21 protein-coding genes and 2 pseudogenes are annotated in these 23380 nt (G+C 60.3%); 15 read left to right on the forward strand and 8 right to left on the reverse strand.

From position 1 onward, the window contains the following. Positions 1 to 81 precede the first annotated feature (81 nt). The 3 genes from K9B33_RS21315 to K9B33_RS21325 are packed head-to-tail and all read right to left on the reverse strand — an operon-like array spanning position 82 to position 2575. Complete coding sequence (locus K9B33_RS21315) at positions 82 to 1260, reverse strand: acyl-CoA dehydrogenase family protein (RefSeq protein WP_224551123.1); 1179 nt, start codon at positions 1258 to 1260, stop codon at positions 82 to 84. Then, positions 1260 to 2126 (reverse strand): HpcH/HpaI aldolase/citrate lyase family protein, encoded by an 867-nt coding sequence (locus K9B33_RS21320; RefSeq protein ID WP_224551124.1) that lies wholly within the window; start codon positions 2124 to 2126, stop codon positions 1260 to 1262. The genes K9B33_RS21315 and K9B33_RS21320 overlap by 1 nt, the downstream gene beginning before the upstream one ends. Next, a complete protein-coding gene (locus tag K9B33_RS21325; RefSeq protein ID WP_224551125.1) occupies positions 2123 to 2575 on the reverse strand; it encodes a MaoC family dehydratase in 453 nt (150 codons plus the stop codon). The genes K9B33_RS21320 and K9B33_RS21325 overlap by 4 nt, the downstream gene beginning before the upstream one ends. A gap of 116 nt (positions 2576 to 2691) precedes the next feature. Between K9B33_RS21325 and K9B33_RS21330 the strand changes: the two genes are divergently transcribed. Then, positions 2692 to 3930: an acetyl-CoA hydrolase/transferase family protein gene (locus tag K9B33_RS21330; RefSeq protein WP_224551126.1), complete on the forward strand. Its 1239-nt coding sequence runs from the start codon at positions 2692 to 2694 to the stop codon at positions 3928 to 3930. A gap of 10 nt (positions 3931 to 3940) precedes the next feature. Here the strand turns inward: K9B33_RS21330 and K9B33_RS21335 are convergent, their stop codons facing one another. Beyond that, positions 3941 to 4741 carry an enoyl-CoA hydratase/isomerase family protein gene (locus K9B33_RS21335; RefSeq protein WP_224551127.1) on the reverse strand — a complete coding sequence of 267 codons (801 nt, stop codon included), beginning with the start codon at positions 4739 to 4741 and terminating at the stop codon, positions 3941 to 3943. A gap of 103 nt (positions 4742 to 4844) precedes the next feature. On the opposite strand from K9B33_RS21335, the gene K9B33_RS21340 reads away from it, so the two are divergent. Beyond that, a complete protein-coding gene (locus K9B33_RS21340; RefSeq protein ID WP_224551128.1) occupies positions 4845 to 5603 on the forward strand; it encodes an SDR family NAD(P)-dependent oxidoreductase in 759 nt (252 codons plus the stop codon). Between the two features lie 95 nt (positions 5604 to 5698). After that, positions 5699 to 6487 (forward strand): annotated as a pseudogene (locus tag K9B33_RS21345) (SDR family oxidoreductase). Between the two features lie 51 nt (positions 6488 to 6538). Here K9B33_RS21345 and K9B33_RS21350 read toward each other — a convergent pair. The 4 genes from K9B33_RS21350 to K9B33_RS21365 form a co-directional block, all read right to left on the reverse strand. Beyond that, a complete protein-coding gene (locus K9B33_RS21350; protein WP_224551129.1) occupies positions 6539 to 7399 on the reverse strand; it encodes a TIGR03619 family F420-dependent LLM class oxidoreductase in 861 nt (286 codons plus the stop codon). Positions 7400 to 7475: 76 nt separating this feature from the next. After that, positions 7476 to 8210: an NADPH-dependent F420 reductase gene (locus K9B33_RS21355; protein WP_224551130.1), complete on the reverse strand. Its 735-nt coding sequence runs from the start codon at positions 8208 to 8210 to the stop codon at positions 7476 to 7478. A 33-nt stretch (positions 8211 to 8243) separates the two neighbouring features. After that, entirely contained in the window at positions 8244 to 10382 is a 2139-nt protein-coding gene (locus K9B33_RS21360) for a molybdopterin-dependent oxidoreductase (protein ID WP_224551131.1), read from the reverse strand. Between the two features lie 54 nt (positions 10383 to 10436). Then, the gene (locus K9B33_RS21365) at positions 10437 to 11066 is read right to left on the reverse strand and encodes a PaaI family thioesterase (protein WP_224551132.1); all 630 of its coding nucleotides are present in this window, start codon (positions 11064 to 11066) and stop codon (positions 10437 to 10439) included. Between the two features lie 204 nt (positions 11067 to 11270). Between K9B33_RS21365 and K9B33_RS21370 the strand changes: the two genes are divergently transcribed. The 12 genes and pseudogenes from K9B33_RS21370 to K9B33_RS21425 form a co-directional block, all read left to right on the forward strand. Next, positions 11271 to 12131 (forward strand): MaoC/PaaZ C-terminal domain-containing protein, encoded by an 861-nt coding sequence (locus K9B33_RS21370; protein WP_224551133.1) that lies wholly within the window; start codon positions 11271 to 11273, stop codon positions 12129 to 12131. Between the two features lie 68 nt (positions 12132 to 12199). Further along, positions 12200 to 13120 (forward strand): SDR family NAD(P)-dependent oxidoreductase, encoded by a 921-nt coding sequence (locus K9B33_RS21375; RefSeq protein WP_224551134.1) that lies wholly within the window; start codon positions 12200 to 12202, stop codon positions 13118 to 13120. A 5-nt stretch (positions 13121 to 13125) separates the two neighbouring features. Continuing rightward, positions 13126 to 13938 carry an enoyl-CoA hydratase/isomerase family protein gene (locus K9B33_RS21380; RefSeq protein WP_224551135.1) on the forward strand — a complete coding sequence of 271 codons (813 nt, stop codon included), beginning with the start codon at positions 13126 to 13128 and terminating at the stop codon, positions 13936 to 13938. Between the two features lie 58 nt (positions 13939 to 13996). Further along, on the forward strand, positions 13997 to 15451 hold the full coding sequence (locus K9B33_RS21385; RefSeq protein WP_224551136.1) for a 3-oxoacyl-[acyl-carrier-protein] synthase III C-terminal domain-containing protein: 1455 nt from the start codon (positions 13997 to 13999) through the stop codon (positions 15449 to 15451). Positions 15452 to 15453: 2 nt separating this feature from the next. Beyond that, positions 15454 to 16650 carry an acetyl-CoA acetyltransferase gene (locus K9B33_RS21390; protein ID WP_224551137.1) on the forward strand — a complete coding sequence of 399 codons (1197 nt, stop codon included), beginning with the start codon at positions 15454 to 15456 and terminating at the stop codon, positions 16648 to 16650. Then, positions 16650 to 17798: an acyl-CoA dehydrogenase family protein gene (locus K9B33_RS21395; protein ID WP_224551138.1), complete on the forward strand. Its 1149-nt coding sequence runs from the start codon at positions 16650 to 16652 to the stop codon at positions 17796 to 17798. Before K9B33_RS21390 ends, K9B33_RS21395 begins: the two co-directional genes overlap by 1 nt. A gap of 14 nt (positions 17799 to 17812) precedes the next feature. Next, positions 17813 to 18796: a thiamine pyrophosphate-dependent dehydrogenase E1 component subunit alpha gene (locus K9B33_RS21400; protein WP_224551139.1), complete on the forward strand. Its 984-nt coding sequence runs from the start codon at positions 17813 to 17815 to the stop codon at positions 18794 to 18796. 12 nt (positions 18797 to 18808) lie between these two features. Further along, a complete protein-coding gene (locus tag K9B33_RS21405; RefSeq protein WP_224551140.1) occupies positions 18809 to 19801 on the forward strand; it encodes an alpha-ketoacid dehydrogenase subunit beta in 993 nt (330 codons plus the stop codon). After that, positions 19802 to 20032: a biotin/lipoyl-containing protein gene (locus K9B33_RS21410; protein WP_224551141.1), complete on the forward strand. Its 231-nt coding sequence runs from the start codon at positions 19802 to 19804 to the stop codon at positions 20030 to 20032. Positions 20033 to 20034: 2 nt separating this feature from the next. Next, a complete protein-coding gene (locus K9B33_RS21415) occupies positions 20035 to 20787 on the forward strand; it encodes a 2-oxo acid dehydrogenase subunit E2 (protein WP_224551142.1) in 753 nt (250 codons plus the stop codon). A 43-nt stretch (positions 20788 to 20830) separates the two neighbouring features. Next, positions 20831 to 23071 carry an acyl-CoA dehydrogenase family protein gene (locus tag K9B33_RS21420; protein ID WP_224551143.1) on the forward strand — a complete coding sequence of 747 codons (2241 nt, stop codon included), beginning with the start codon at positions 20831 to 20833 and terminating at the stop codon, positions 23069 to 23071. Between the two features lie 27 nt (positions 23072 to 23098). Next, a pseudogene (locus K9B33_RS21425) lies at positions 23099 to 23380 on the forward strand (hypothetical protein); the annotation flags it as partial.

Here is a 23380-nt window from a genome sequence, read left to right on the forward strand (position 1 = left end):
ACGGTAGCGGGGTAAACAAAAGAGCGCCGGGGCCGCGTGCCACGCGCGCTCTTTTGCTTGTCGCTCGATCCAATAGCGGATTCAGTAGCTTTTCGGGAGATCCAGCACCTTCTCCGCGATGAAGCACATGATCAACTGCTCGGTGATTGGCGCAATGCGCGTAATGGCGACTTCGCGATAGAGCCGTTCGACATGATATTCCTTCGCATAGCCGAACCCGCCATGCGTCGCCACCGCTTGCCAACAGGCGTCATGGCCGGCGCGTGCGCCCAGGAATTTGGCACTATTGGCCTCTGCACCACATGGCAGGCCGCTGTCATATAGTTCAGCGCCCTTCATCGTCATCTGCCATGCGCTTTCGAGGTACATCCAGCGCTCCGCCAGCGGATGTTGTATCCCCTGATTCTGCCCGATCGGGCGATCGAACACGATGCGTTCACGGGCATATTTCGACGCGCGGCGCAGAGCGTCCTGCCCCAGGCCAATCGCTTCTGCCGCCAGCAAGATTCGTTCAGGGTTCAGACTGTGGAGCAGATAGGAAAAGCCCTTGCCTTCCTCGCCGATCCTGTCTTCCTCGGGAATGAACAGGCCATCGATGAAGATCGCGTTGGAATCCACCGCCTTGCGGCCCATCTTTGGGATTTTGTGAACGTCGACCTTGGTCCTGTCCAGATCGGTGTAGAAGATCGTGATGCCGTCCGTGGGCCGTGCGCAATCCTCAAACTTGGTGGTGCGCGTCAGCAACAATATCTTGCTGGCCACCTGTGCGGTCGATGTCCAGACCTTTTGCCCGTGCACGACATAGCCGCCCGGCACCTTTTCGGCGAACGTCTTGATCCGCGTCGTGTTGAGGCCCGCGTCCGGCTCGGTCACGCCGAACGCGACCTGATCCTCACCCGAAATCAAACGCGGGACCCAACGGGCTTTCTGTTCCGGTGTCCCCTTCACGACAATGGGATGGGGACCGAACAGATTGACATGGATGGCCGATGCCGCGGTCATCCCGCCGCCATGATTGGCCACTTCGTTCATCATCACGGCTGCTTCGGTAACGCCCAGCCCCGCCCCGCCAAATTCTTCGGGCATGGTTATGCCCAGCCATCCGCCATCGGCCATCGCCTTGTGGAACTCGAACGGAAAGACACCGTCCTCGTCGCGGGCGAGCCAATATTCATCGTCAAACCGCGTCACGACGGCGCGCACGCCTTCGCGGATGACATCGCGTTCTTCCTGGGTGGGGAGGGGGCGGGGTGAGGACATTATTTTACTCCTGCCAGCGTTCGGCGTGCGGCCTTGAGATGAGGGATGTCGTACATTTTTCCGTTGATGCCTAGCGTGCCAGCGTCCGGAGACGCAGCAAAGGCATCGACGATCGCCTGCGCTTCGGCGATCTGTTCAGGCGAGGGCGAAAAGGCCCGGTTGATGACGTCCACCTGATCAGGATGGATGGCTATACGCCCGACGAAACCGTCGCGGCGGGCGCGGCGACAGTCTTTTTCCAGCCCCTGCGGATCGCGAAAACCAGCATAGAGCGTGTCGAGGGGCAGCACCTCCGCTGCGGTGGCCGCGAACAGGCATTGGGCGCGCGCAACCTGGTACGGGAAGGTCCAGCTGCCATCCTCTTCCTTATTGTCAGTCGCGCCGATGGCCGCCGCCAGATCTTCCGCCCCCCATGTCATGGCGACCAGGCGCGGATGAGCGGGCGCATAGCTGCCAAGATTGAACATGGCCTGCGCGGTTTCCGTTGCGACGACGGCCAGTTTGACCGTTCCTGCTGCCATGCCGGTCTGGCTTTCCAGCCGATCCAGCTCGGTACCGATCCGCACGAGATCTTGCGCGGAATTTGCCTTGGGGATCAGCAACCCGTCCAGCCCAGGCTTAACGACTGCCGCCATGTCATCAAATGTCATGTCGGTATCGAATGGATTGACGCGCACGAAAAAGCGCCAGGATCGTTCGGCGCGATCATCCAGCAGGGAAGCCACATGCGCGCGCGCAGCGTCCTTCATCGACGGAGCGACTGCGTCCTCCAGATCCAGGATCAGCGCATCGGCACCCGCAGACGATCCCTTGGCGAACTTTCGTTCACTGTCGCCGGGCACAAAAAGCATGGAACGCAACCTCATGCCGGGCTTCCCATCATGAGCGCGTTGCGCTTGGTCGAGCAGACGATCTCGTCGCGCTGGTTGAAACCGATATGCTCAAACGTGACGATGCCCTGGCCGGGTCGGGATGCGCTCGGTCGCAGGGCATCGACGCGCGTTTCCGCGCGGATGGTATCGCCGGAGAAAACGGGATTTGGAAATTTGGTTTCGCTCATGCCCAGATTGCCGACGGTCGTGCCGAGCGTTGTTTCCTGTATGGACAGACCGATCACGAGGCCCAGCGTGAATATGGAGTTCATCAAAGGCTTGCCGAACTCGGTTCCCGCCGCATAGGCGTGATCGATATGAATGGGCGCGGGATTATAGGTCAGTGACGAGAACAGCATATTGTCCATGTCCGTCACCGTCCGACGTATCTCGTGCTGAAATGTCTGGCCGACCGTGAACTGGTCGAAATACAAACCCGCCATTCTCTCGGATATCCTCTAGGCTCTACATACTAGATGCTGATTGACAGCAACCGGCCCGCTTGTAAATATTCCAATTGCAGTTCCGGTCGCGACTGCGGGGAGGGGGCTTGCCAATTATGTCGATCGAAGCAGATGCCGATGCTCTCGTAGCGCGCCTTCCCGTCGGCGGACGAACGATTGTGTCAGGCTGCTCGGCCGAGTCGTTGCTGTTCGCAGATGCGCTGGATCGCGCCGGCGAAGCGCTGGGTGCCATGACGTTCACCGGCATCTTCGTTCCCGCCCTCAATCGCCGAACCTATCTGGCCAATCTGTCCTGTAAGACGGAGACGTTTTTCCTCACGCCGGAACTCAAGGCGGCGAGGGACGCGGTAACATTTCTCCCGCTTTGCTATGCCGATATTCGGCAGCGGTTGCGATATGCTCCCCCCGACGCGGCTTTGATGATGCTCTCGCCGCCTGACGAGGACGGGATCTGCAGCTTCGGCTCGACCGTTGATTTCCTGGCGGAACTCTGGCCATCGATCCCCGTGCGTCTGGCGCATATCAATCCACTGATGCCGCGCACGCGCGGCGAGGCGCGCATTCCGCTGACGAGCATCACGGCGATGGTCGAGTCGCCACAGCCGCTTCTGGGTATGCCCGACAGCGGCAGCGATGCCGTTTCCGACGCGATTGCAGGATATATAGCGCCGCTGGTTCCCGATGGTGCGACGTTGCAGACCGGGTTGGGAAAGGTGCCGGGCGCTGTATTTCGCGCCTTGACGGGGCGGCGCAATCTGCGCGTGCATTCCGGTTTGATCGGCGATGCCGTGGTCGATCTGGAGGAGGCGGGGGCGCTTGCGCCCGGCGCGGCGGTGATGGCCGGCGTCGCAATCGGTTCAGAGCGGCTCTATCAGGCGATCACCGGTCCGGCTTACCGGTTCGCACCTGTAGCACTCACGCATGATGGCTTGGCCATCAGGGCCATTCGCGATTTCATTGCCATCAATTCGGCGACTGAAGTGGACCTGTTCGGCCAGGTATACGCCGAAGTCGGGCCGAAGGGTTTCATGTCGGGTCCGGGCGGCGCGAGCGATTTCGCGCGGGGTGCTAAACTGGCCGACGGGCTGCGGATCGTTGCGCTGGCAGCCACCGCCGCCAAGGGCACCATCAGCCGGATCGTCGCGCCCAATGCCGGGGCGGGGCCGGTGTCGCTGGGCCGGATGGATGTCGATATCGTAGTGACCGAATTTGGACTGGCAGACCTGCGCGGCGGCACCCATTCAGAGCGTGCCGCCGCGTTGATCGCCATTGCTGCGCCCGACCACCGCGCTGACCTGACCGCGCAGTGGCGAAGCTTTATCGAAAAGCTCTGAGGTTCCTGCCTCAGCTCCTTTTGGAAGCCAGCTTTTCCTGCATGGCCCGCATCAGATCATGCAGTTCGGCCCCCTGGAACAGTCCACTGACGGCCAGGCGTTCGACATTGCGTGCCTGGGCGCGATCCAGATCGGTCGCTAGTTCGATCGCCAGCTTGCCCGCGCCGAATGCTTCGGGCGGGAGGGCCGCCAGCGAGCAGCAGAAGGCGAGGGCGTTGTCGGTCAACTCTTCCTGCGGGATGACATCGTGAACCAGACCGATGGCCAGCGCCCGATCCGCATCGACCTGCCGATTGGCGAGTACCAGCCAGCGCGCCCAATGCGGCCCCGCCAGCCGGACGAGGCGGCTGGTGCCGCCCGATCCGGGCAATGCGCCAAAGCTGATTTCCGGTAGGCCGAAGCGAGCGCCGGTGCTGGCGAGGCGGAAATCGGCGCAGAGCGACAATTCCAGCGCGCCGCCGAGGCACGGTCCCTGAAAGGCGACGACGATCGGCTTTTCAATCGCTTCCCATTCGTCGCCAAGGCCATGCAGGCTGCCGGCACCCTGCCGATACCAACTACGAAACGCCTTGGGACTCTTGATCGACGCATCGGGCGCGAGGCCGCCGTTGAGGTCGATGCCGGCAGAGAAATATTTGCCGTTGGCCGTTAACAGCATCGCGCGTAGGTCATCGCGATCGCGCAGCCGCGCCGTCGCGTCGCGCAGGCCGTCGAGCATGTCCATGCTGATGGCGTTGTATTTTTCCGGCCGGTTGAAAGCGACGTGAATCACACTTTCGCTTTCGGTGATGATAATTTCGGGGTTGGGCATTTGATTTCCTCAGTATAGTATGCACGAACTAATTCTGATTTTGGAGGGGTGCACCATATGGGTTGCGCCTACAAGAGGAAAAGAAGGAACGTAGATGGAGAGGATGTTTACAGACGGCGTGGCGATCGTCGCTGGCGGCAGTGGGGGCATTGGCTCTGCGATCTGCGAAGGACTGGCCATTGCCGGCGCGAATGTCGCCTTCACGTATCGGTCGCGAAAGGAAGCGTCTGATGCAGTCGTCTCCAAGGTTGAGGCTGCGGGGCGTCAGGCAATGGCCATGTCTGTGGATCATACCGACGCTGACGCCATGAAGGCTTTTGTCGACGCCGCCGCCGAGCAATTTGGCCGTGTGCATTCGGTCGTCTACGCCGCCGGCCCGCACATTCCGATGAAGTTCCTGAACACGATCGCGCCAGCCGAATGGAAGCAGGTTTTCGACAATGACGTCCAGGCCGCCTTCAATCTCGTCTGGGCGACGCTGCCACATCTGAAGGCGGGTGGTGGCGGTGCCCTGGTGGCCGTCATCACGGCCGCCGTTGAAAAAGTGCCACTGCGCGACATTTGTTCGGCAGCGCCCAAGGCGGCTATCGAAATGCTGTTCCGGGGCATCGCTTTGGAAGAAGGGCGTTTCGGCATCCGCTCCAACTGTGTCGCGCCGGGGTTCATCAATGCGGGCCTGGGCGGCGAGTTGATTTCAAAGCCGGGGATCGAGGAATGGGTGGACGGTATTCGCAGGATGCTGCCGATGAAGGCATTCGGTACGGCGCAGGATGTCGCGGACGCCGTCACCTTCCTGCTGTCTGAGAAGGGGAAATATATCACGGGGCAGTCGCTGGCCGTCGATGGTGGCTTGCAACTCTAACGCATCTACAAATGGCCTGACCGAACAAACCGGCGTCATACTGGAAGCGGGTGCAGATGCAGAGATAATCTAGCAGGCGGAAAGGATCAGGAACGATGGACCTTGGGATCAGGGGGCGTAACGCCATCATCAATGGCGGTAGCGCGGGACTCGGATTTGGCACCGCCATGGCCTTGGGTGGCGAGGGGGTTAACCTTTTCATTTCTGCACGTAATGAGGCACGGCTGCAAACAGCCTGCGAGAAAATTCGCAGCACTACCGGCGCGCAGGTGCGGGCTATCGTTGCGGATCACGCGACAGTGTAAGGACGCGAGCGTGTATTGGAGCGCTGCCCTGAGCCGGACATTTTCGTCGGCACCTGTTCGCCACCGCCCTATATCGAGGATTTCCGACAGATTTCGGACGCGGACTGGCGTGCGAACCTGGACATGACCTTCATCTCACCCGTTGAGTTTATCCGCACCATCGTCGATGGCATGTGCGATCGGGGATGGGGCCGCATTGTCAATATCGCCACCGCTGCGGTGAAATTTCCTCATCCCTGGCGCATCTTGTCCGGCGCGCCGCGGGCCGCGCTGGTCAACTATACCGTGGCGGTCGCCAAGGTGATCGCCCCGCATGGCGTGACGATCAATTCTCTTCTGCCTGCGATGCACGACACAGACGGGATCCGCGAAATCTATGGCAAACGCGCGGCGGAAAAGGGGATCAGCCTGGAGGCAGAGTTGGAGGAGGCGATTAAGACGATCGGCATTCCGGTTGGGCGCTTCGGGTCGGAGATCGACTTCGGCGCCATCGCGGCGATGTTCTGTAGCCAGCAGTCGAACTATATCACCGGGCAGAGCTTGGTGATCGATGGCGGCGTCACGAACGCCACATATTGATCGAGCGTTCATCTGCGTGTGTGACAGGCTTGTGGATGTCTTGCCTTAGGGTCAGAAAAACTCGTCGGCGAATGCCTTGATCGCCTCCATCCCTTCAGCGGGAGAATCGCACACGGGGCTGAAGATGATCTCGTTCACGCCCCGCGCCGCATAGTCGGGCAGCATATCCTTTGCTGCGCGGATGAAGGCGACATCGGTGGTCGCGATCTGTTTGTAGAGGCTTGAAACGGCGCGCCCGTTGCGCTCCATTTGATCGGTCAGAGCAGTGATGAACAAGTCGAGTTCGGGCAGGCTTTTCCAGTTGATATAAAATCCGTCGCCATATCCCGCGATACGCCGGATAGCGGGCGGCGATTCTCCGCCGATGATGATGGGCGGGTAGGGCTTTTGATGGGGAAGCGGATTGAGACGCCCTCCGGGAAAATCGACAAACTGGCCCTTATATCCTTCGGGTCGTCCCGAGAGCAGCAGCGTGATGAGTTCGAGATATTCGTCGCTGCGCCGACCGCGTTCGTCGAAGGAAACCCCGAGCGCATCAAACTCCTCGCGCATCCATCCGATCCCTGCGCCATAGTAAAAACGCCCTTCGCTTATGAAGTCGAGCGTCGCGATCGCCTGTGCCTGTTGAATGGGGGGACGATAAGGGATCACCGCGATGCCCGTGCCCAGTCGGATCGTTGTCGTCGCGCCCGCGAGCGCAGAGAGCAGGACGAACGGTTCATACCAGGGTGTTGCGGCGTCGAATGTGCCGGCCGGATAGTTCGAGTCATCGAAACAGTTCGGCGTCAGGATATGATCGCCCAACATGATCGAGTGATATCCGATCTTTTCGGCTTCTCTGGCCATCGACAGGATGTCACCGGCAGTCGGAGTGTGGCCAAGAATCTGGCTGCAGCTAATTCCGAACTTCATCCGCTACCTCCGGGAACTGCAACGCACGCTGAACATGTGCTGCGGATCGGCTTGCCGGTCGATCCGCAGCCTTTTCTCAGGCAGTACCGGCGCGATTCATCGCGACCGTATCATCGTGCGAAAGTTTACCGTAATTCTCCATAAAGCCCTTTATCAGCGTTTCGCGATTTACAGGCGCTCGCTGCCTGTCGGCGGCGAGAAGCGCGGGCTTCAGTTCGTCGATCGCCAGTTCGGTGCAATAGGCTGGCGTGCCGGGTTGCTGCCGCCATGAATCGGCCAGGGAGCCAGCATCCAGGGCATCGAAACCCGTCGCCTCGACCAATTCCATCGCTACAGCCTTTGCGCGGTCATCGTCGCCGGCGACCGGCAGAGCGATCCGACCTTCCGTACCTTTCGGCTTGCCCCGTTCCGCAAGTGTGGCCGCCAAGACGGCATTCCACGCTTTGACGACCGGCCGACCGATATGTTCGCCGACCCAGACGCTTTCGGGCGTGCCATTATCGAGGCCGTCGAGAACGCCGTCGCGGAAAGGATAGTAATTGGATGTGTCGATCACGATGACATCGGACGGGACGCCGCTGAGCAGGCTGGTCAGCGTCTGATAGCTGAGAAATGGTATGGACAGGATGACCGTATCGACATTCTTGACCGCATCTTCTTTCGTCACCGCCTGAGCGCCAGTGTCCTTGGCGATGTCAGCCAACGTATCCGGCCCCTTGGAATTGGCGATCTTGACGTCATGGCCCGCATCGACGAGTTTGCGGGCAAGGGTGGCGCCGATATTGCCGGCGCCGATAATTCCGATCTTCATAAATACTCCTTAATAGTGTCTGCTGCGGTCTTGTTAGGCATCGTGCCGTTGCGCTTGCACGGGCACCGAACTTTGTCTGGGCATGAAATTGATGGATTCAAGATCTTGGTCGAGTGACACGAGCCGACCGGAAAATACGTCAGGATCCCGCTCACCAGGCAGTTCCGGGTTCCCCCAACCATGACACATGGCGATAACGCCCGGTTGTAGACCCGTATCCTTGCGAACGCGACCTATAACGACCCCGCCCGTTCGGCCTGTTAGCCTGACTGTGCCACCTTCTGCCACGTCGAGTCGGGTCATGTCCTCCACATTCATGTAGATCGGGTTGGTCGGGAAGCGGCGACGGGTCTGGCTCGCTTGCGTGTAGGCGCTGTTCATCACCTCGATAAGCCGACGCGATATGACCCGAAACGGATAGTCGGCCAGATCGTCCTGCGCCTCATACACGCCCCGAAGCTCATCTTCTACATCGGATGGGCACAGGTCGAGCCGGGCGCTATCGTCGTCGTTCGCGACTTGGACAACCGCCTCAGCCTCCGGGAAATGGACCCCGCCCGGATTGGCCCTGAGTTCATCATAATTGCTGCGACCGCCGTCGGCGAGCCAGCGTATGAGGTCCTCGCCAGTGGTCTGGTCCGTAATTTCCAGTTCTGGCCCAGGTATGTCGCGATGTGCCATTCCATAAAATGGTCGACGCATGTGCAATGTCTTGCCCATGCGATGGGCCATGCCTCGAAAAAACTCCCAGTCTTCAATCACGCCTGCGGGTTTCGTCAGGAATGGCTCGGCAATTTGCGCAAAGGTAGTTGGCAGCATGTATTCCAGCGCCAGGTTGAAATCATGATGTTCATAATGGCCGCTGGTCGCGATCAGATAATCCGCCATGCGGCTCGTCACATTGTCCCGCACATCGATCGAGACGAGCAAATCGAGCTGCTCGATCATCGGGATCGTCCGATCCGGCTCTGGCAGCGCCTTGACCAGATTGCCACCCAAATGAATCAGCGCACGAATCCGTCCTTTCTCATTGCCCACTATCTCCTGGGGCAGACGTGAGGTCGGATATTCGCCGCCGATCGGACCGATATCGACGGTACGCAGCTTGGGGCCATTTTCCCAGGTCCGGTTCGGCGGCAGCACTGCTTCCTGCGCTGGCGTTCCGCCGTAATAGCCGGTGTTGTGGATAATATCTCCCGCCCGACGATAGCCGCCGCAGATCGCGGTGAGCGCCTCTATCATTTGCTCGGCCAGGTTGGAGTTGAGTCCCATGGCCGATCCCGTGCCCGTCAGCGCCGACTTGCGGCGCGCGCCAGCGAAAATCCGCGCGGCCTTGTACAGCGTGTCGGAGTCGATGCCGGTACGCGCGGCTACATGATCAGGCGTGAACGGCGCGACTGCGGCGCGCAGGCGCTCAAGCGAGGTCGTGAAACGTGCGCAGAAGGCCTTGTCCTCAAGGCCCTCGTCCAGAACGATGCGGATCAATCCGGCAAACAGCGCTGCGTCTTGGCCCGGTCGCACGGGCAGATGGAGATCGGCGGAGCGCGCCAGTTCGGTTTTGCGCGGGTCCACCACGATAAAGGTGGTGCCTGCCTTGCGCGCGTCCCGCATATGCTTGATCGGGTTAGGCGAAGGCATGCCGTAGCAGGCGTGCGACGCTGCCGGATTGGTGCCAACGATCATCAGCACATCGGCTTCAGGCAATTTATGTTTGCCAGCCAGATACACCCCCATGCGACCGGCGGTAACCCATTTGGCTGACTGGTCCACGGTCATGCTGGAGAAAAGATAGGGCGAACCGATGGCATCCATCCACGCCTTCGCCGCAGGCACACTGAGCACATTGCAGTTGGACCCGGTACCGTAGTAAAGCGCGACGGACTCAATTCCGTATTGGGCAATAATCGCGCTTAACTTTTCGTGAATCTCATCCATCGCCGTTTCGGCGTCGATGTCTTCGAACGTTCCATCCGCATTGCGTCGCCGACTGCCCAGCAACCGGTCTTCGCCATTGTGAAAGTCCTTGGTCGCTGCACCTTTGATGCAGAAATAGCCTTGCGAGACCGGATGATCGCGATCACCCCTGATGTCCTGAATGACGCCGTCCTCGTGCGTGACCTTCAGGCCGCAAGCAGCGGCACAGTTGCGACAATAGGTTGTGTGCGTCGACATTCTCTTATCCTCTCACCGTCACATGCTTTGGTGACTGAATCTCTATTCTTTTTATCAAAAGGGTCGTTGCCGTGGCTCCACGAACACGCCGCTGGCCTCGGCGCACAGCCGATCACCATCATGCAATGTCCCCTTCGCATAGGCTTTGCGTCCGTCGATCCGGTCTAGCCATGTCGTATAGCGAAGCTCTTTATAAAGCGGCGTTGGCGCTCGATAGGCGATCTGAAGGTCGACCGTCATCCTCAGGACGCCTGCCTGAACGATACCCAGCAATTCGTCGAACGTGGCCGCAATGAACCCCCCTTGGAGAAGTCCGGGCGGCCCCTGGTGCGGGTGGCTGTAAGTGGCATAGGCTTCCGCCCGGTCGCCATTGAGGACTAGTTTGAAAGGTGGAGGCAGAGGATGAAGCCTGCCGGTGAATGGGCCAAGCTCGCTCAGTTCGCCCAAGCCGGTCAACATGCCTTCGATGAAGCGCACATGGGCCGGTCGGCTGGGTTGTCCAGCCAGCAGTTCCGATACCATGCGAATGCGTGCGGCCGCCTCATCCAGCTGCGCATCGTCAGCCATCGAACAAGAAAAATTATCGAGCAATGACCGGATCGCCTGCGCGCACTCCACGCGCGACGTCAGCCCATGCTGCGCAGCGCGCTCCTCGATCCTTCTATCGTCGATAACGTCGCTCATGGGTCATCCATTTCCAGCATTATGGGCTATGTCCGAGTCGATGAAGCCGTATCGCTCATGTCCAACGCCTACCTATCCGGCCGTGATGATAACGTCGGTGCCGTTCCGTCATCCCGACAGATCGCAACTTTCCAGCCTTCTTGTACCTAAATCCTAAATGGGCTAAGCGAGTCAACACTATTCGATTCAGGGGAGCCGGGCATCGTGAATTTGGACATATTACAACGTTTCAAGCTCGACGATAAGCATCACGATTATTCGGCACCGGAAACCATCCTCTATGCGTTGGGGCTGGGTTACGGAAGCGACCCTACAGATGAAACGCAATTGGCGTTCGTCTATGAAAAGGGCCTCAAGGCCGTGCCGGCCATGTGCAATACGATTGCGCATCCCGGCTTCTGGATAGATCGACCGGAATTGGGCATCGATTGGGTCAAGGTGCTGCACGCTGAACAGGCGTTCGAAATCCACTCCACTATTCCCGCCGAGGGCCGCATGCGCGGTGACTATTCGATCCTGAGCATCGAAGATAAAGGTGCCGACAAGGGCGCGATCATGAAGATGCAGAAGCGCCTTTATGACAGGGACAGCGAGTTGTTGTGCGCGACCGTCACGCAGACATTATTTCTGCGCGGCGACGGTGGGCAGGGTGGATTTGGCGACATTGGCCCCGGTCTGGCGGCGATCCCTGATGGCGATCCCGACGATGTGCTGGACATTTCCACTTTGCCGCAAATCGCGCTGATCTATCGCTTGAGCGGCGACCTGAACCCGATCCATGCCAGCCCTTCGGTCGCCCGCAAGGCGGGTTTCGATCGACCGATCCTTCATGGCCTCTGCACCATGGGGCTGGCCGCGCGCGCGATCATCAGCCGCTTGTGCGATGGCGATCCTGCGCGGTTGAAGGCGATGGAGGTGCGTTTCAGCAAGCCGGTTTTCCCGGGCGAAACGATCCGCGTTGAATTTTTCCTGGAAGGAGGCGCCGTTCGCTTCCGGTGCCGTTCGGTAGAACGCGATCTGGTGGTGCTGGATCGCGGAAGCGCAACGGTTGGAGGCGTGGCATAGAATTAGTATATTGACACTAATTGCTAACGCTGTAGTCGATACCATAAATTAGAAAGATGGGATGAAGTATGAGTCAGTCGGGAATTCTTGCAGGCAAGGTTGTCATCGTAACCGGTGCCGGCAATGGCGTTGGGGCTGAAATCGCCAAGCTTGCGGCCGCTTGCGGTGCCAGCGTGCTCGTGAACGACCTTGGCGGCGCTGCTGCCGGTGGCGGAGCGGATACCACCCCTGCCCAACGCACTGTCGATGAAATCACTGCCGCCGGCGGTATCGCCGCGCCGAGCTTCCATTCGATTGCGACATGGGAATCCGCCGAAGAGATCATCCAGGACGCGATCAAGGCGTTCGGCAAGATCGACGCTGTCGTCAACAATGCCGGTATCCTGCGCGACGTCATCTTCCACAAGATGACCAAGGAAGATTGGGACCTGGTTCGCGCGGTCAATCTCGACGGCTATTTCTACGTCTCGCGCGCTGCGGCACCTTATTTCAAGGAGCAGGGCAGCGGCGCGTTCGTCCATATGACATCGACCAGCGGTCTCATCGGCAACATGGGCCAGGCCAATTATTCGGCCGCCAAGCTGGGCGTCGCAGGTCTGTCCAAGTCGATCGCTATCGACATGCAGCGTTTCAATGTCCGGTCCAACTGCATCGCGCCGTTCGCTTTCACGCGCATGGTCGGCACGATTCCGGCCAACGACGAAGCCAATCGCAAGCGCCTCGAAATCGCCAAGCGGATGACGCCGGATAAGATCGCACCGCTTGCGGTCGGCCTGATCAGCGACGGCGCGGCTGATGTCAGTGGTCAGATATTCTCCTCGCGCATGAATGAGACCATCCTGTTCAGCCAGCCACGCCCGATCCGCACGGCGCAGACGTCCGACGGGTGGACGCCTGAAACGATCGTCAGCCACGCGCTGCCTGCGATGAAGCCGAGCTTCTACCCGCTCGACATTTCCTCGCATGTCTTCACTTGGGACCCCTTCTGATCCCAATGAGCGAGAGCGCACCCTATCTGGTCGAGCGGGCGGGCGGCGTTCTGACGCTGTGCTTCAACCGGCCTGCGCATGGCAATGCGATACCGCAGGAAGCTGTGCCGGGCCTGACCGAACTCTTTTCCTCGATTTCCGGCGACCCGTCCGTTCGGGTGTTGCTAGTGCGGGGGGAGGGTGCGCATTTTTCGGCCGGTGGCGACGTGCGGAGTTTCGCGCGCGCCATCGAGCAGCCGGTGGAGGCACGCCGTGCTGACTTTACCTCGCGGCTTGATGCCGTTCGGGGCATGGTCGAGGCTTATCTGTCGATCGAGGTTCCCATTGTTGCCGTCTGCCAGGGTGCAGTCGCGGGCGCGGGTCTAATGTTTGCGCTGGGCGCGGATTATCTGATCGCCGATGAAACGGTCACTTTCCTGTTCTCGCATCAACGGGTCGGCCTGCCGCCTGACGGTGGGGTTAGTCTGCTTCTGCCGCGTGTCGTCGGTGAGCGGCGTGCTGCCGAACTGATCCTGACTGCCGCGCGCGTCGGTGCAGAGGAAGCGTTCCGGATTGGCTTGGCGTCGCGTATCGTGGCCGCCGCCGAACTGGCATCGGAAGGGGAGGCGCAGGCGAAACGGTTCGCACGCGCACCCGCTGGGGCGGTTCGGCAGGCAAAGGCATTGCTCGGTTCCGGCGGCCAGCAATCTGTTTCCGCGCAGCTCAAAGCGGAACGCGATGCGATCGTGCAGGCGGTCGGCACCGCCGACTTTGAAGAAGGCGTCCGTGCCTTCATCGAAAAGCGACCAGCAAGATTTCCGTCCGCGTCGGGTACATGAGTGCAGTGCAGACCGGCGCGCAAGATTGACAGGTCGCAAACACGCGAGTGGAGTTCCGATGGCAGATTTTGGCATTAAACGGTTTGGCGGCTATGTGCCGCGTCTAAGGATCGACCGGTCGCTCATCGCGGACGCGCACAAGTGGATGGCGCCCAATCTGCGCGGTCAGGCCAAAGGCGCGCGTGCCTTCACCAGCTGGGACGAGGACGCCGTCACCATGGCGGTGGAAGCGGCCCGCGACTGTTTCAACGGCCGGCCCTCCGATGCGATCGAGGCAGTGTATCTGGCATCGACCAGCCTGCCTTATGCGGATCTCCAGCATGGCGCGCTTGTGGCGAGCGCGCTTGGCTTGCCGACGGCCATCGCAAGCAGTGATACAGGCTATTCGCAGCGTGCCGGCACGTCCGGGCTGCTGCAAGCGTTGAAGATGGGCGAAGAGGCCCTGTTTATCGCCAGCGACGCACCGGTTGCAAAGCCTGCCAGCACGCAGGAACTAAGCTATGGCGCGGGTGCCGCAGCGTTCCTGCTGGGCGCGGGCGACGATGTGGTGGCAAGGTTGCTGGGCGCGGCCAGCGTGACAGCCCCGTTTGTCGATCACTTCCGCGCGGCGCGCGAACGTTATGACTATTTCTGGGAAGAACGCTGGGTTCGTGACGAAGGCTATGCCAAGCTTGCGCCGCAGGCCATTGCTCAGGCATTGTCGAAAGCCGGCATCGCTGCGAATGATCTTACGCATTTCGTCATGCCGTCGCTACAGCGCGGTGCTGCCGATGCGGTGGCCAAGAAGATCGGTTTCGCGGGGAAGCCAGTGGACGGCTTGTCAGATGGCGTCGGATATGCGGGCGCGGCCCATGCTCTGCTCATGCTGGCCCATGTGCTGGAAACGGCGGCTACGGGCGACAGGATTCTCCTGGTCGGTTTTGGACAGGGTGCTGATGCGCTGGTGTTTGAGGTAACGGCGGCCATTGGCAGCGCGCAGCCGCGTACCGGCGTGAGCGGTGCAATCGCTAATGGCATCGCGACAGACAGTTATTTGCGTATGCTCTCCTTCTACGACGGCATCGATCTGGAGTGGGGTATGCGGTCGGAAAAGGTGGCCAAGACGGCGCTGACGGAGCAATATCGTTCGGGTGGGCAAATCGACGCGCTGGTGGCGGGCAAATGCGGGCAATGCGCCACGATCCAGTTTCCTCAACTCGAATATTGCGTCAATCCAGGCTGTAATGCGCCAGCTAGCCAGTTCGAGGATTATTCGCTGGTCGATGAGCCGTCGCAGGTGTTCACCTACACTGCTGACTGGCTGTCCTTCCATCCTGCCCCGCCACTCTATGTCGGCTTCGTGCAGTTCAACAACGGCGCGCGCATCCTGATGGAGGTGGTCGATGTCGGGCCGGAAGGGCTGGAAGTCGGGACGCCGCTCAAGCTGACGTATCGGATCAAGGAGCGTGACCGCGCTCGCGGCTACAACCGCTATTTCTGGAAAGCTGCGCCCACTGGCGCGGCGGGAGCATAATCATGGCGACAGGCATCAAGGACAAAGTAGCGATCCTGGGCATGGGTTGTGCGCAATTCGGCGAGCGTTGGGATACCGATTCATCTGCCTTGATGCGCGAAGCGTTCGACGAGGCGCTGGCCGACGCCGGGATCGAGCGGTCGCAGATCGAGGCAGGCTGGTATGGTAGCGCACTGGACAATGTGAATGTCGGCAATTCGCCCATTCCCGCCTCCACGGCACTGCGCCTTGATGGCATTCCCTTCACGCGCGTTGAGAATATGTGCGCGACCGGGACGGAGGCTTTGCGTGGCGCGGCCTACGCGGTCGCATCGGGTGCGGTCGACATCGCCGTCGCCATTGGAGCGGAAAAGCTCAAGGACACGGGCTATGGCGGACTACCCATACCCTTCAAGGGCACCTTCAACGATATGTGGATGCCGATGGGATCGTCACCGGCCGGGTTCGCCCAGTTGGCAGCGGGCTATCGCGCCAAACATGGCATGTCGAAAGAAGATTTGAAGCGCGGTATGGCGCATGTGTCGTGGAAGAGCCACCAGAATGGTGTGCACAGCCCCAAGGCGCATCTGCGCAAGGCGGTGCCGATGGAAACGATCATCAACGCGCCGATGATTTCCGATCCGCTGGGGCTGTTCGATTGTTGCGGCGTGTCCGATGGCGCGGCCTGCGCGATCGTGACGACGCCGGAGATCGCACGCGCGCTGGGCAAGAAGGATCTGGTGACGATCAAGGCGATCCAGCTGGCGATCAGTTCCGGCGTCGAATCCCAGATGAACACGTGGGACGGCAGCCATGTGCGCAACACGCGCAGCGCCGCGACCCGCGCCTACAAGGAAGCGGGGATCACCGATCCGCGCACCCAGTTGAACCTGATCGAGGTGCATGACTGTTTTTCGATCACCGAACTGGTGACGATGGAGGATCTGTTCATTTCGGAGGAAGGCAAGGCGGTCAACGACATCCTTGATGGCTTCTACGACGCCGCCGGCCAGGTGCCGTGTCAGATCGACGGCGGTCTTAAATGCTTCGGCCATCCGATCGGCGCCACCGGCCTGCGGATGACCTATGAGGTCTACAGCCAGCTTCTGGGCCGCACCGGGGAGAGGCAACTGTCATCGCCCTCCATGGGCCTGACGCATAATCTGGGCGGCGTACCTTATCAGGGCATCGCCTGTATTTCCATTCTGGGGCTCGCCTGATGAAGCGCACATTATTTTCGTCCGACCATGAGATGTTCCGTGATACCGTGCGGAGCTTCGTCGAAACCGAAATGGTGCCCTTCCACGATGCGTGGGAAAAGCAGCAGCGCGTCCCGCGCGACGTCTGGCTCAAGGCTGGCGAGGCCGGCATGCTCTGTTGCGACATTCCCGAAAATTATGGCGGGATCGGCGCGGACTGGCTCTATAATGTCGTCGTGATCGAAGAGTTGGCAAAGGCTGGCATGTCCGGTCCAGGCTTCATGGTCCATTCCGAAATGGTCGCGCCCTATATTCTGGCCTGGGGCTCGGAAGAGCTGAAGCAGACCTGGTTGCCTAAGATGGTGACGGGCAAGGCGATCGGTGCGGTGGCCATGACCGAACCCAATGCCGGGAGCGACCTGAAAGCCATCCGCACCCGCGCCGTTCGCGATGGCGATGACTATCTGATCAATGGACAGAAGACCTATATTTCCAACGGCCAGAACTGCGATTTTGCGCTGGTTGCGTGCAAGACCGATCCCGAAGCGGGCGCAAAAGGCGTCAGCATCATCCTGTCTCCGGCCGACAATGCGGGTTTTGAACGCGGGCGCAATCTGGAGAAGATCGGTCTGAAAGCGCAGGACACGTCCGAGCTGTTCTTCGCCGACATGCGCGTGCCTGTCGCCAACCGCCTGGGCGACGAGGGGCGCGGCTTTGCGATGCTGATGACGAAATTGTCGCAGGAGCGGCTGACCCAGGCCATCCGCAGCATTTGCGTCTGCGAGGCAGCGATCCAGTGGACGGTCGACTATACCGCCGAACGCAAGGCGTTCGGGCACACGATCGCCGATTTCCAGAATACCCAATTCGTGCTCGCGCAATTGTCGGCGGAAACCACTGCCTTGCGCGTGTTCACAGATTGGTGCATCGAAACGCATCTCAAGGGCGAACTCAGCCCGGTCGATGCGGCCAAGGCCAAATTGCTTGTCACCGATCTCCACAACAAGGTGGTCAATGAATGCCTGCAATTTTTTGGCGGCTATGGCTATATGACCGAATATCCCATCGCGCGCGCATTCATCGATGCGCGGATCGCACGGATCGCCGGCGGCGCTGCTGAAGTGATGAAGCAGATAATCGGCCGTGATCTGTTTGCGAACAAACGATAATCCAGGAGGACAGGATGTCAAACCTACCAATATTGGACGCCGGCACGCTCCTTGAAATCTACAAGAAGGCCGCGCTCATTCGCTATAATGACATGCGTGTCATCAAGGCGATGAAAGCGGGCTTGCTGATGACGCCCTATTATTCTCCCGCCGGGCAGGAAATCATTCCTTCGGCGCTTTCGGTCAATCTCAACGACGGTGATACGATTTGCACAATCTATCGCGGGACGCATGACATGCTCGCCAAAGGCTTTCCGCTTGGCCCGCTGTGGGCGGAACTTGCAGGCCGCATCACCGGCAGTTGCAAGGGCAAGGGCGGGACGATGCACCTGACCCACCCGGAGAGTGGCTGCATGGTGACAACGGGCGTCGTTGGATCATCGATGCCGATCGCGACCGGCCTTGGCTGGTCCGCCAAGCTTGAGGGTAAGGGCCATGTGGCCGTCGCCAATTTCGGCGATGGTGCCGCCAATATCGGCGCGTTCCATGAATCGCTGAACCTGGCCTCCTTATGGAAGCTGCCGGTCATCTTCATCTGCCAGAATAATCGCTATGCCGAACATACCAGCTTCGCCAATTCGACGGCTGTCGATCAATTGTCGAAGCGCGCCGCCGGCTATGGCATGGCGGGCGTGACGGTCAACGGCAACGACGTGGACGAGATGTATCGCGCGGCGAAGATCGCGGTCGATCGTGCGCGGGTGGGCGAGGGGCCTACGCTGATCGAGGCGCTGACCTTCCGCTTCAACGGCCATCTGATCGGCGACGCTGCGGGCTATATTCCCAAAGAGGAAATAGCAACGGCGAAGCAGAATGATCCGTTCGTCACCTTGCGCAAGCGAGTTCTGACTGACGAGGCGGCGAGTGAGGAAGCACTCGACGCGATCGATGCGGATATCAAGGCCCGCATCGAAGAGGCGGTAAAGGCGGCATTCGAGGCCGAATGGCCCGACGTTTCTGAATTGAAGCGCGATGTCTTCGCCCACGAACTGGCCTGAGGGATCAAGATAATGACAACGCAGAACATGAACAATATTTCGGCCGTCAATCTGGCGCTCTACGATGCGCTCGCCGCCGATCCGACGCTGCTAGTGCTTGGCGAGGATGTCGCCGATCGAGAAGAAGGCGGCGTGGCCGGTGCGACCAAGGGCCTGTCGACCGCGTTCGGCGACGATCGTGTCAAATCCACCCCGATTTCGGAGCAGGCGATCATCGGCACGGCAATCGGCGCATCCCTGCGGGGACATCGCGTCGTCGCCGAAATCATGCTGATGAACTTCACAACCATTGCAATGGACATGATCATCAATCATGCTGCCAAATTGCGCTTCATGTCAGGCGGACAGACGCATGTTCCCATCGTCATCCGCACGATGACGGGCGCTGGCATGTCGAACGGCGGTCAGCACAGCGATTATCTGGAAGCCTGGTTCGCCCATACGCCCGGCATAAAGGTGGTGGCGCCATCCAATCCGACCGACGCATACGGTTTGTTACGCAGTGCGATCGAGGATGAGGATCCGGTCATCTTCATCGAAAATCTGCCGACCTACTGGAACAGCAGCCCTTTTACCAAGGAAGTCATCCCGCTGGGGAAGGCCAAGGTCGTGCAGGAGGGCAGCGATCTGACGATCGTCACCTATGCGACCATGGTTGCACCGGCGATGGCCGCCGCCGCGGCACTCGCTGAAAGCGGCGTCTCGGTCGAGGTCGTCGATTTGCGGACGATCGCGCCATGGGACAAGGAAACGGTTTACGCTTCGGTGGAAAAGACCGGCCGCGCGCTGATCGTCCATGAGGCCGTGAAGGAGTTTGGCGTTGGTGCCGAGATCGCTGCGGATCTGAGCGATCGTTTCTTCGGCACGTTGAAAGCACCGGTCCGACGTCTTGGCGGCGCATTTGCTCCGGTGCCCTATTCTAAGCCGCTCGAAACCGCCTTCGTTCCTTCTGCAGCGGGCATCGAAGCTGCGGTTCGCGCACTCGTGACTGGAAAGGATAGTTAAATGGCTACCGAGATTCTGCTTCCCAAACTGGGTTTTTCGATGAGCGAGGGCCAATTGTCCGAATGGCTGGTACCCGATGGCGGCCAGGCCGTCGAGGGTGAGCCGCTCTTTTCGTTGGAGAGCGACAAGTCGACCAATGAGGTCGAGGCACCCGCGTCGGGGACTTTGCGCATCATCATGCAGCCCGGCGAGACCTATGACGTTGGGACAGTGCTGGGTATAATCGAATAGCCATGAGCCTTGAAAGCCTGATCACGTCGCTCCCGGCCTGGCCGGTTGCCGATTTCTCCGAATTCGGGGAAGTGGAGGTCAAGAAACTCACCCCCGTTCAGAAACTGACGGGGAGGTTCCTTGGCCGCAACTGGTTGGCTATACCGCATGTCACGCATCATGATGAAGTGGATGTGACCGAGGCCGAAACCAGGCGTGCAGACTGGAACAGGGCAAATCCGGGCGCAAAAGTCAGCCCGGTTGCCCTGCTGGTCAGGGCGCTTGGCCGGGTGCTGGCTGATTTCCCGCAGTTCAACGCATCGTTGAGCGATGATGGCCAGTCGATCATTCTCAAGAAATATGTGAACATCGGCGTGGCGGTCGATACGCAGGGCGGTTTGTTCGTGCCGGTGTTGAGGGGCGTCGACACGATGACCCTCGCTGATATCGCCGCCGCCATAGCGGCGATCGCGGAAAAGGCGCGGACCAAGGGCCTGTCGATGGCGGAGATGTCGGGCAGTTCGATGTCGCTGACCTCGCTCGGACATATCGGAGGTACGGCGTTCACCCCCATCATCAATGCGCCCGACGTCGCGATCCTGGGTGCGACCGCTATTCAGCTTCGGCCAGCCCCTGGCGATGACGGCGCTATTATCTGGCGGAAATGCCTGCCGCTTTCGCTGAGTTACGATCATCGCGTCATCAACGGCGCGGATGCTGCGCGGTTTGTCCGGGCGATCGGCGGCATATTCGCCGATGGAACGCTGTTCGAGTGACGGGTGAGGCGCGGGCGTACAAAGCCTGACGAAAAGGATTGAGATGACGTTCGCTAGAACAGAAACGCAGCAGATGTTCGGCGACATGCTGGGCAAGCTTCTCGATGTCGAAAATGATTTCGAGGAGCGGCGGCGGCGGCTTTCGGCAGAGGAGCCGGATCGGCTGGCACTCTGGCCGCACCTTGCCGAGCAGGGTATTCTTGGCGCGACCGTTGCCGAAGAGGCGGGCGGCTTTGGCGGCAGTATGCGCGACATTGCCGTGGTCATGGAGGAAGTCGGACGCAAGCTGGTCGTCGAGCCGGTGCTGGCCAGCGCGCTGTGCGGCGCGATCCTGCACGGCGCGGGCGAGGATTTGTCGGGGCTGATCGCGGGTGAAGCGATCACGGCCTTCGCGCATGAGGAAGGGTATGACCCCTTCGCGCTTCCCGGCAGCAAGGCCGTGGCGGTCGCTGATGGCATTCGCCTGACCGGACGCAAGCTGGCCGTCCGCCATGCCGATCTGGCCCATCAGTTCGTCGTCACCGCGACGCTGGACGGTGAGGCGGGTGCTTTCCTCGTCGATGCCAAGGCGGAGGGGATGGTCATCGACAGCTTCCGCATGATCGACGGCGCATCGGCGGGCACCATCGAACTCACGAATGTCGCCGCCCGCCGCCTGTGCGGTCCCGACGGGATTGTCGAAGCGGTCGAGCGGGGCGTGATTGCGCTTGCCGCCGAAGCGACTGGGATTATTGTCGCGCTCAACGCTGCGACCTACACTTATCTGGGGACGCGAAAGCAATTCGGGGTTCCCCTCGGCACCTTTCAGGCATTGCAGCATCGTGCGGCGGACATGCATGCAACCGCCGAGGAAGCGCGGGTCCTGACCGAACTGGCGATCGACGCGTTCGACGCCGGGCGATCGGACAGGTCTGCGCTGGCATCTGCGGCTAAGGCCCTGGTCGATGAGGCCGGGCGCAAGATCGGGCACGAAGCCGTGCAGATGCATGGCGGCATGGGTGTCAGTGATGAACTCGACGTCAGCCATTATATGCGCCGTCTGGCCGCCATCCGGGCCGAACTGGGAAGCGCGGACCTGCACCGTGCGCGCTATGCCGGTCTGGGCGTCAATGTCGTCCAGGAAACCCCGTTCCGCGCCGAAGTTCGCGCGTTCGTTCGCGCCCACCTTCCTGCGGATATCGCCAACAAGGGCGCACTCGGTCTTGAAATCCACAAGGAGGATTATGTCCGTTGGCAGAAAATCCTGCATGATATGGGCTGGTTCGCTGCCGGCTGGCCGGTCGAACATGGCGGGGCAGGCTGGACGATTGACCAGCAGCTGATCTTTCTTCAGGAATCCTCGCTCAACAATGCACCGATGATCATTCCCTATGGCGTTAACATGATCGGCCCGGTGTTGCAGGAATTTGGCACGCAAGAACAGTGCGAAAAATATCTGCCCGGCATCTTGTCGAGCGATACCTGGTGGTGCCAGGGCTATTCGGAACCCAATTCCGGGTCCGACCTTGCCTCCTTGAAAACCAGCGCGGTGCGCGACGGGGACCATTATATCGTCAATGGCACGAAGATGTGGACGACCGAGGCGCACTGGGCCGACATGATGCACTGCCTTGTGCGCACGGATCGTGAAGTCAAGGCCCAGCGCGGGATTTCCATGCTGCTGATCGACATGAACAGTCCGGGCATTGAGGTCAGGCCGATCGTCACCATCGACGGTCAGCATCATACGAACCAGCTATTCCTCGATAATGTCAGGGTTCCGGTCGACAATCTCGTGGGCGACGAAGGGCAGGGGTGGACCATCGCCAAGTTCCTGCTGTCGCATGAGCGCGTCGCGATTGCCGATACCGGACCCAAATTGCGCCTGATGAAGAATATCAAGGCGATGCTGTCCGATGTGCCGCCATCGCCGTCGCGGGATCGTCTGGCCGAAAAGCTGGCCGGAGCGGAGATTGCTTTGTTGACGCTGTGCGCCATGGAGCAGGACTATATCTCCAAATGGGCGCAAGGCGCGTCGCGCGACGGACCCGAAGCGTCGGTCCTGAAAATCCGCAGCACGGAGATCCTCCAGCAGCTGTCTGAACTGGCGCTGGAGATCGAAGGGCCATTGGGCGGTGCCCATGATCCCCACGATCTGCACCTGGCACCCCTTGGACAGTTTAGTGCGGCCCAGCGCGCCAGTTTCATGGGTCATCAGTATCTTTACGGTCGATGCTGGTCTATTTTTGGCGGCACGAACGAGATCCAGCGGACTCTGATTGCAAAGACGCTCCTCGCTAGCTGAGCGTGCGCTGATCTTAAGGATAGTGGAATGCCAAGCGTGTTTGATACTCTGCCCGAACAGGATGTGCGCGCGCTGGCGCAAGGTCCGCTGTCGGAACTGATCGCCCGATCGGAGCGCCTGACGCTTGCTGGCTTCGGGCCGGTCGTGACCTATTCGCGCAAGGTTTTCATTCCACTGACGGTGCTTTGCCGCGATGTCTGCCACTATTGCACTTTCGCCTCTACGCCTTCGAAATCGAAACCGGCCTACATGTCGCGCGAGGATGTGCTCGCAGTTGCACGGGCGGGCGCAGCGGCTGGCTGCCGTGAA

This window comes from Sphingobium sp. 3R8, assembly GCF_020166615.1.
In the GTDB taxonomy this organism is placed as follows: domain Bacteria; phylum Pseudomonadota; class Alphaproteobacteria; order Sphingomonadales; family Sphingomonadaceae; genus Sphingobium; species Sphingobium bisphenolicum.

Excerpts from the sequence above, each read along its gene's own strand:
- K9B33_RS21315 (WP_224551123.1), bottom strand. The coding sequence starts at position 1,260 with ATGTCCTCACCCCGCCCCCTCCCCACCCAGGAAGAACGCGATGTCATC.
- K9B33_RS21320 (WP_224551124.1), bottom strand. The coding sequence starts at position 2,126 with ATGAGGTTGCGTTCCATGCTTTTTGTGCCCGGCGACAGTGAACGAAAG.
- K9B33_RS21325 (WP_224551125.1), bottom strand. The coding sequence starts at position 2,575 with ATGGCGGGTTTGTATTTCGACCAGTTCACGGTCGGCCAGACATTTCAG.
- K9B33_RS21330 (WP_224551126.1), top strand. The coding sequence starts at position 2,692 with ATGTCGATCGAAGCAGATGCCGATGCTCTCGTAGCGCGCCTTCCCGTC.
- K9B33_RS21335 (WP_224551127.1), bottom strand. The coding sequence starts at position 4,741 with ATGCCCAACCCCGAAATTATCATCACCGAAAGCGAAAGTGTGATTCAC.
- K9B33_RS21340 (WP_224551128.1), top strand. The coding sequence starts at position 4,845 with ATGTTTACAGACGGCGTGGCGATCGTCGCTGGCGGCAGTGGGGGCATT.
- K9B33_RS21350 (WP_224551129.1), bottom strand. The coding sequence starts at position 7,399 with ATGAAGTTCGGAATTAGCTGCAGCCAGATTCTTGGCCACACTCCGACT.
- K9B33_RS21355 (WP_224551130.1), bottom strand. The coding sequence starts at position 8,210 with ATGAAGATCGGAATTATCGGCGCCGGCAATATCGGCGCCACCCTTGCC.
- K9B33_RS21360 (WP_224551131.1), bottom strand. The coding sequence starts at position 10,382 with ATGTCGACGCACACAACCTATTGTCGCAACTGTGCCGCTGCTTGCGGC.
- K9B33_RS21365 (WP_224551132.1), bottom strand. The coding sequence starts at position 11,066 with ATGAGCGACGTTATCGACGATAGAAGGATCGAGGAGCGCGCTGCGCAG.
- K9B33_RS21375 (WP_224551134.1), top strand. The coding sequence starts at position 12,200 with ATGAGTCAGTCGGGAATTCTTGCAGGCAAGGTTGTCATCGTAACCGGT.
- K9B33_RS21380 (WP_224551135.1), top strand. The coding sequence starts at position 13,126 with ATGAGCGAGAGCGCACCCTATCTGGTCGAGCGGGCGGGCGGCGTTCTG.
- K9B33_RS21385 (WP_224551136.1), top strand. The coding sequence starts at position 13,997 with ATGGCAGATTTTGGCATTAAACGGTTTGGCGGCTATGTGCCGCGTCTA.
- K9B33_RS21390 (WP_224551137.1), top strand. The coding sequence starts at position 15,454 with ATGGCGACAGGCATCAAGGACAAAGTAGCGATCCTGGGCATGGGTTGT.
- K9B33_RS21395 (WP_224551138.1), top strand. The coding sequence starts at position 16,650 with ATGAAGCGCACATTATTTTCGTCCGACCATGAGATGTTCCGTGATACC.
- K9B33_RS21400 (WP_224551139.1), top strand. The coding sequence starts at position 17,813 with ATGTCAAACCTACCAATATTGGACGCCGGCACGCTCCTTGAAATCTAC.
- K9B33_RS21405 (WP_224551140.1), top strand. The coding sequence starts at position 18,809 with ATGACAACGCAGAACATGAACAATATTTCGGCCGTCAATCTGGCGCTC.
- K9B33_RS21410 (WP_224551141.1), top strand. The coding sequence starts at position 19,802 with ATGGCTACCGAGATTCTGCTTCCCAAACTGGGTTTTTCGATGAGCGAG.
- K9B33_RS21415 (WP_224551142.1), top strand. The coding sequence starts at position 20,035 with ATGAGCCTTGAAAGCCTGATCACGTCGCTCCCGGCCTGGCCGGTTGCC.
- K9B33_RS21420 (WP_224551143.1), top strand. The coding sequence starts at position 20,831 with ATGACGTTCGCTAGAACAGAAACGCAGCAGATGTTCGGCGACATGCTG.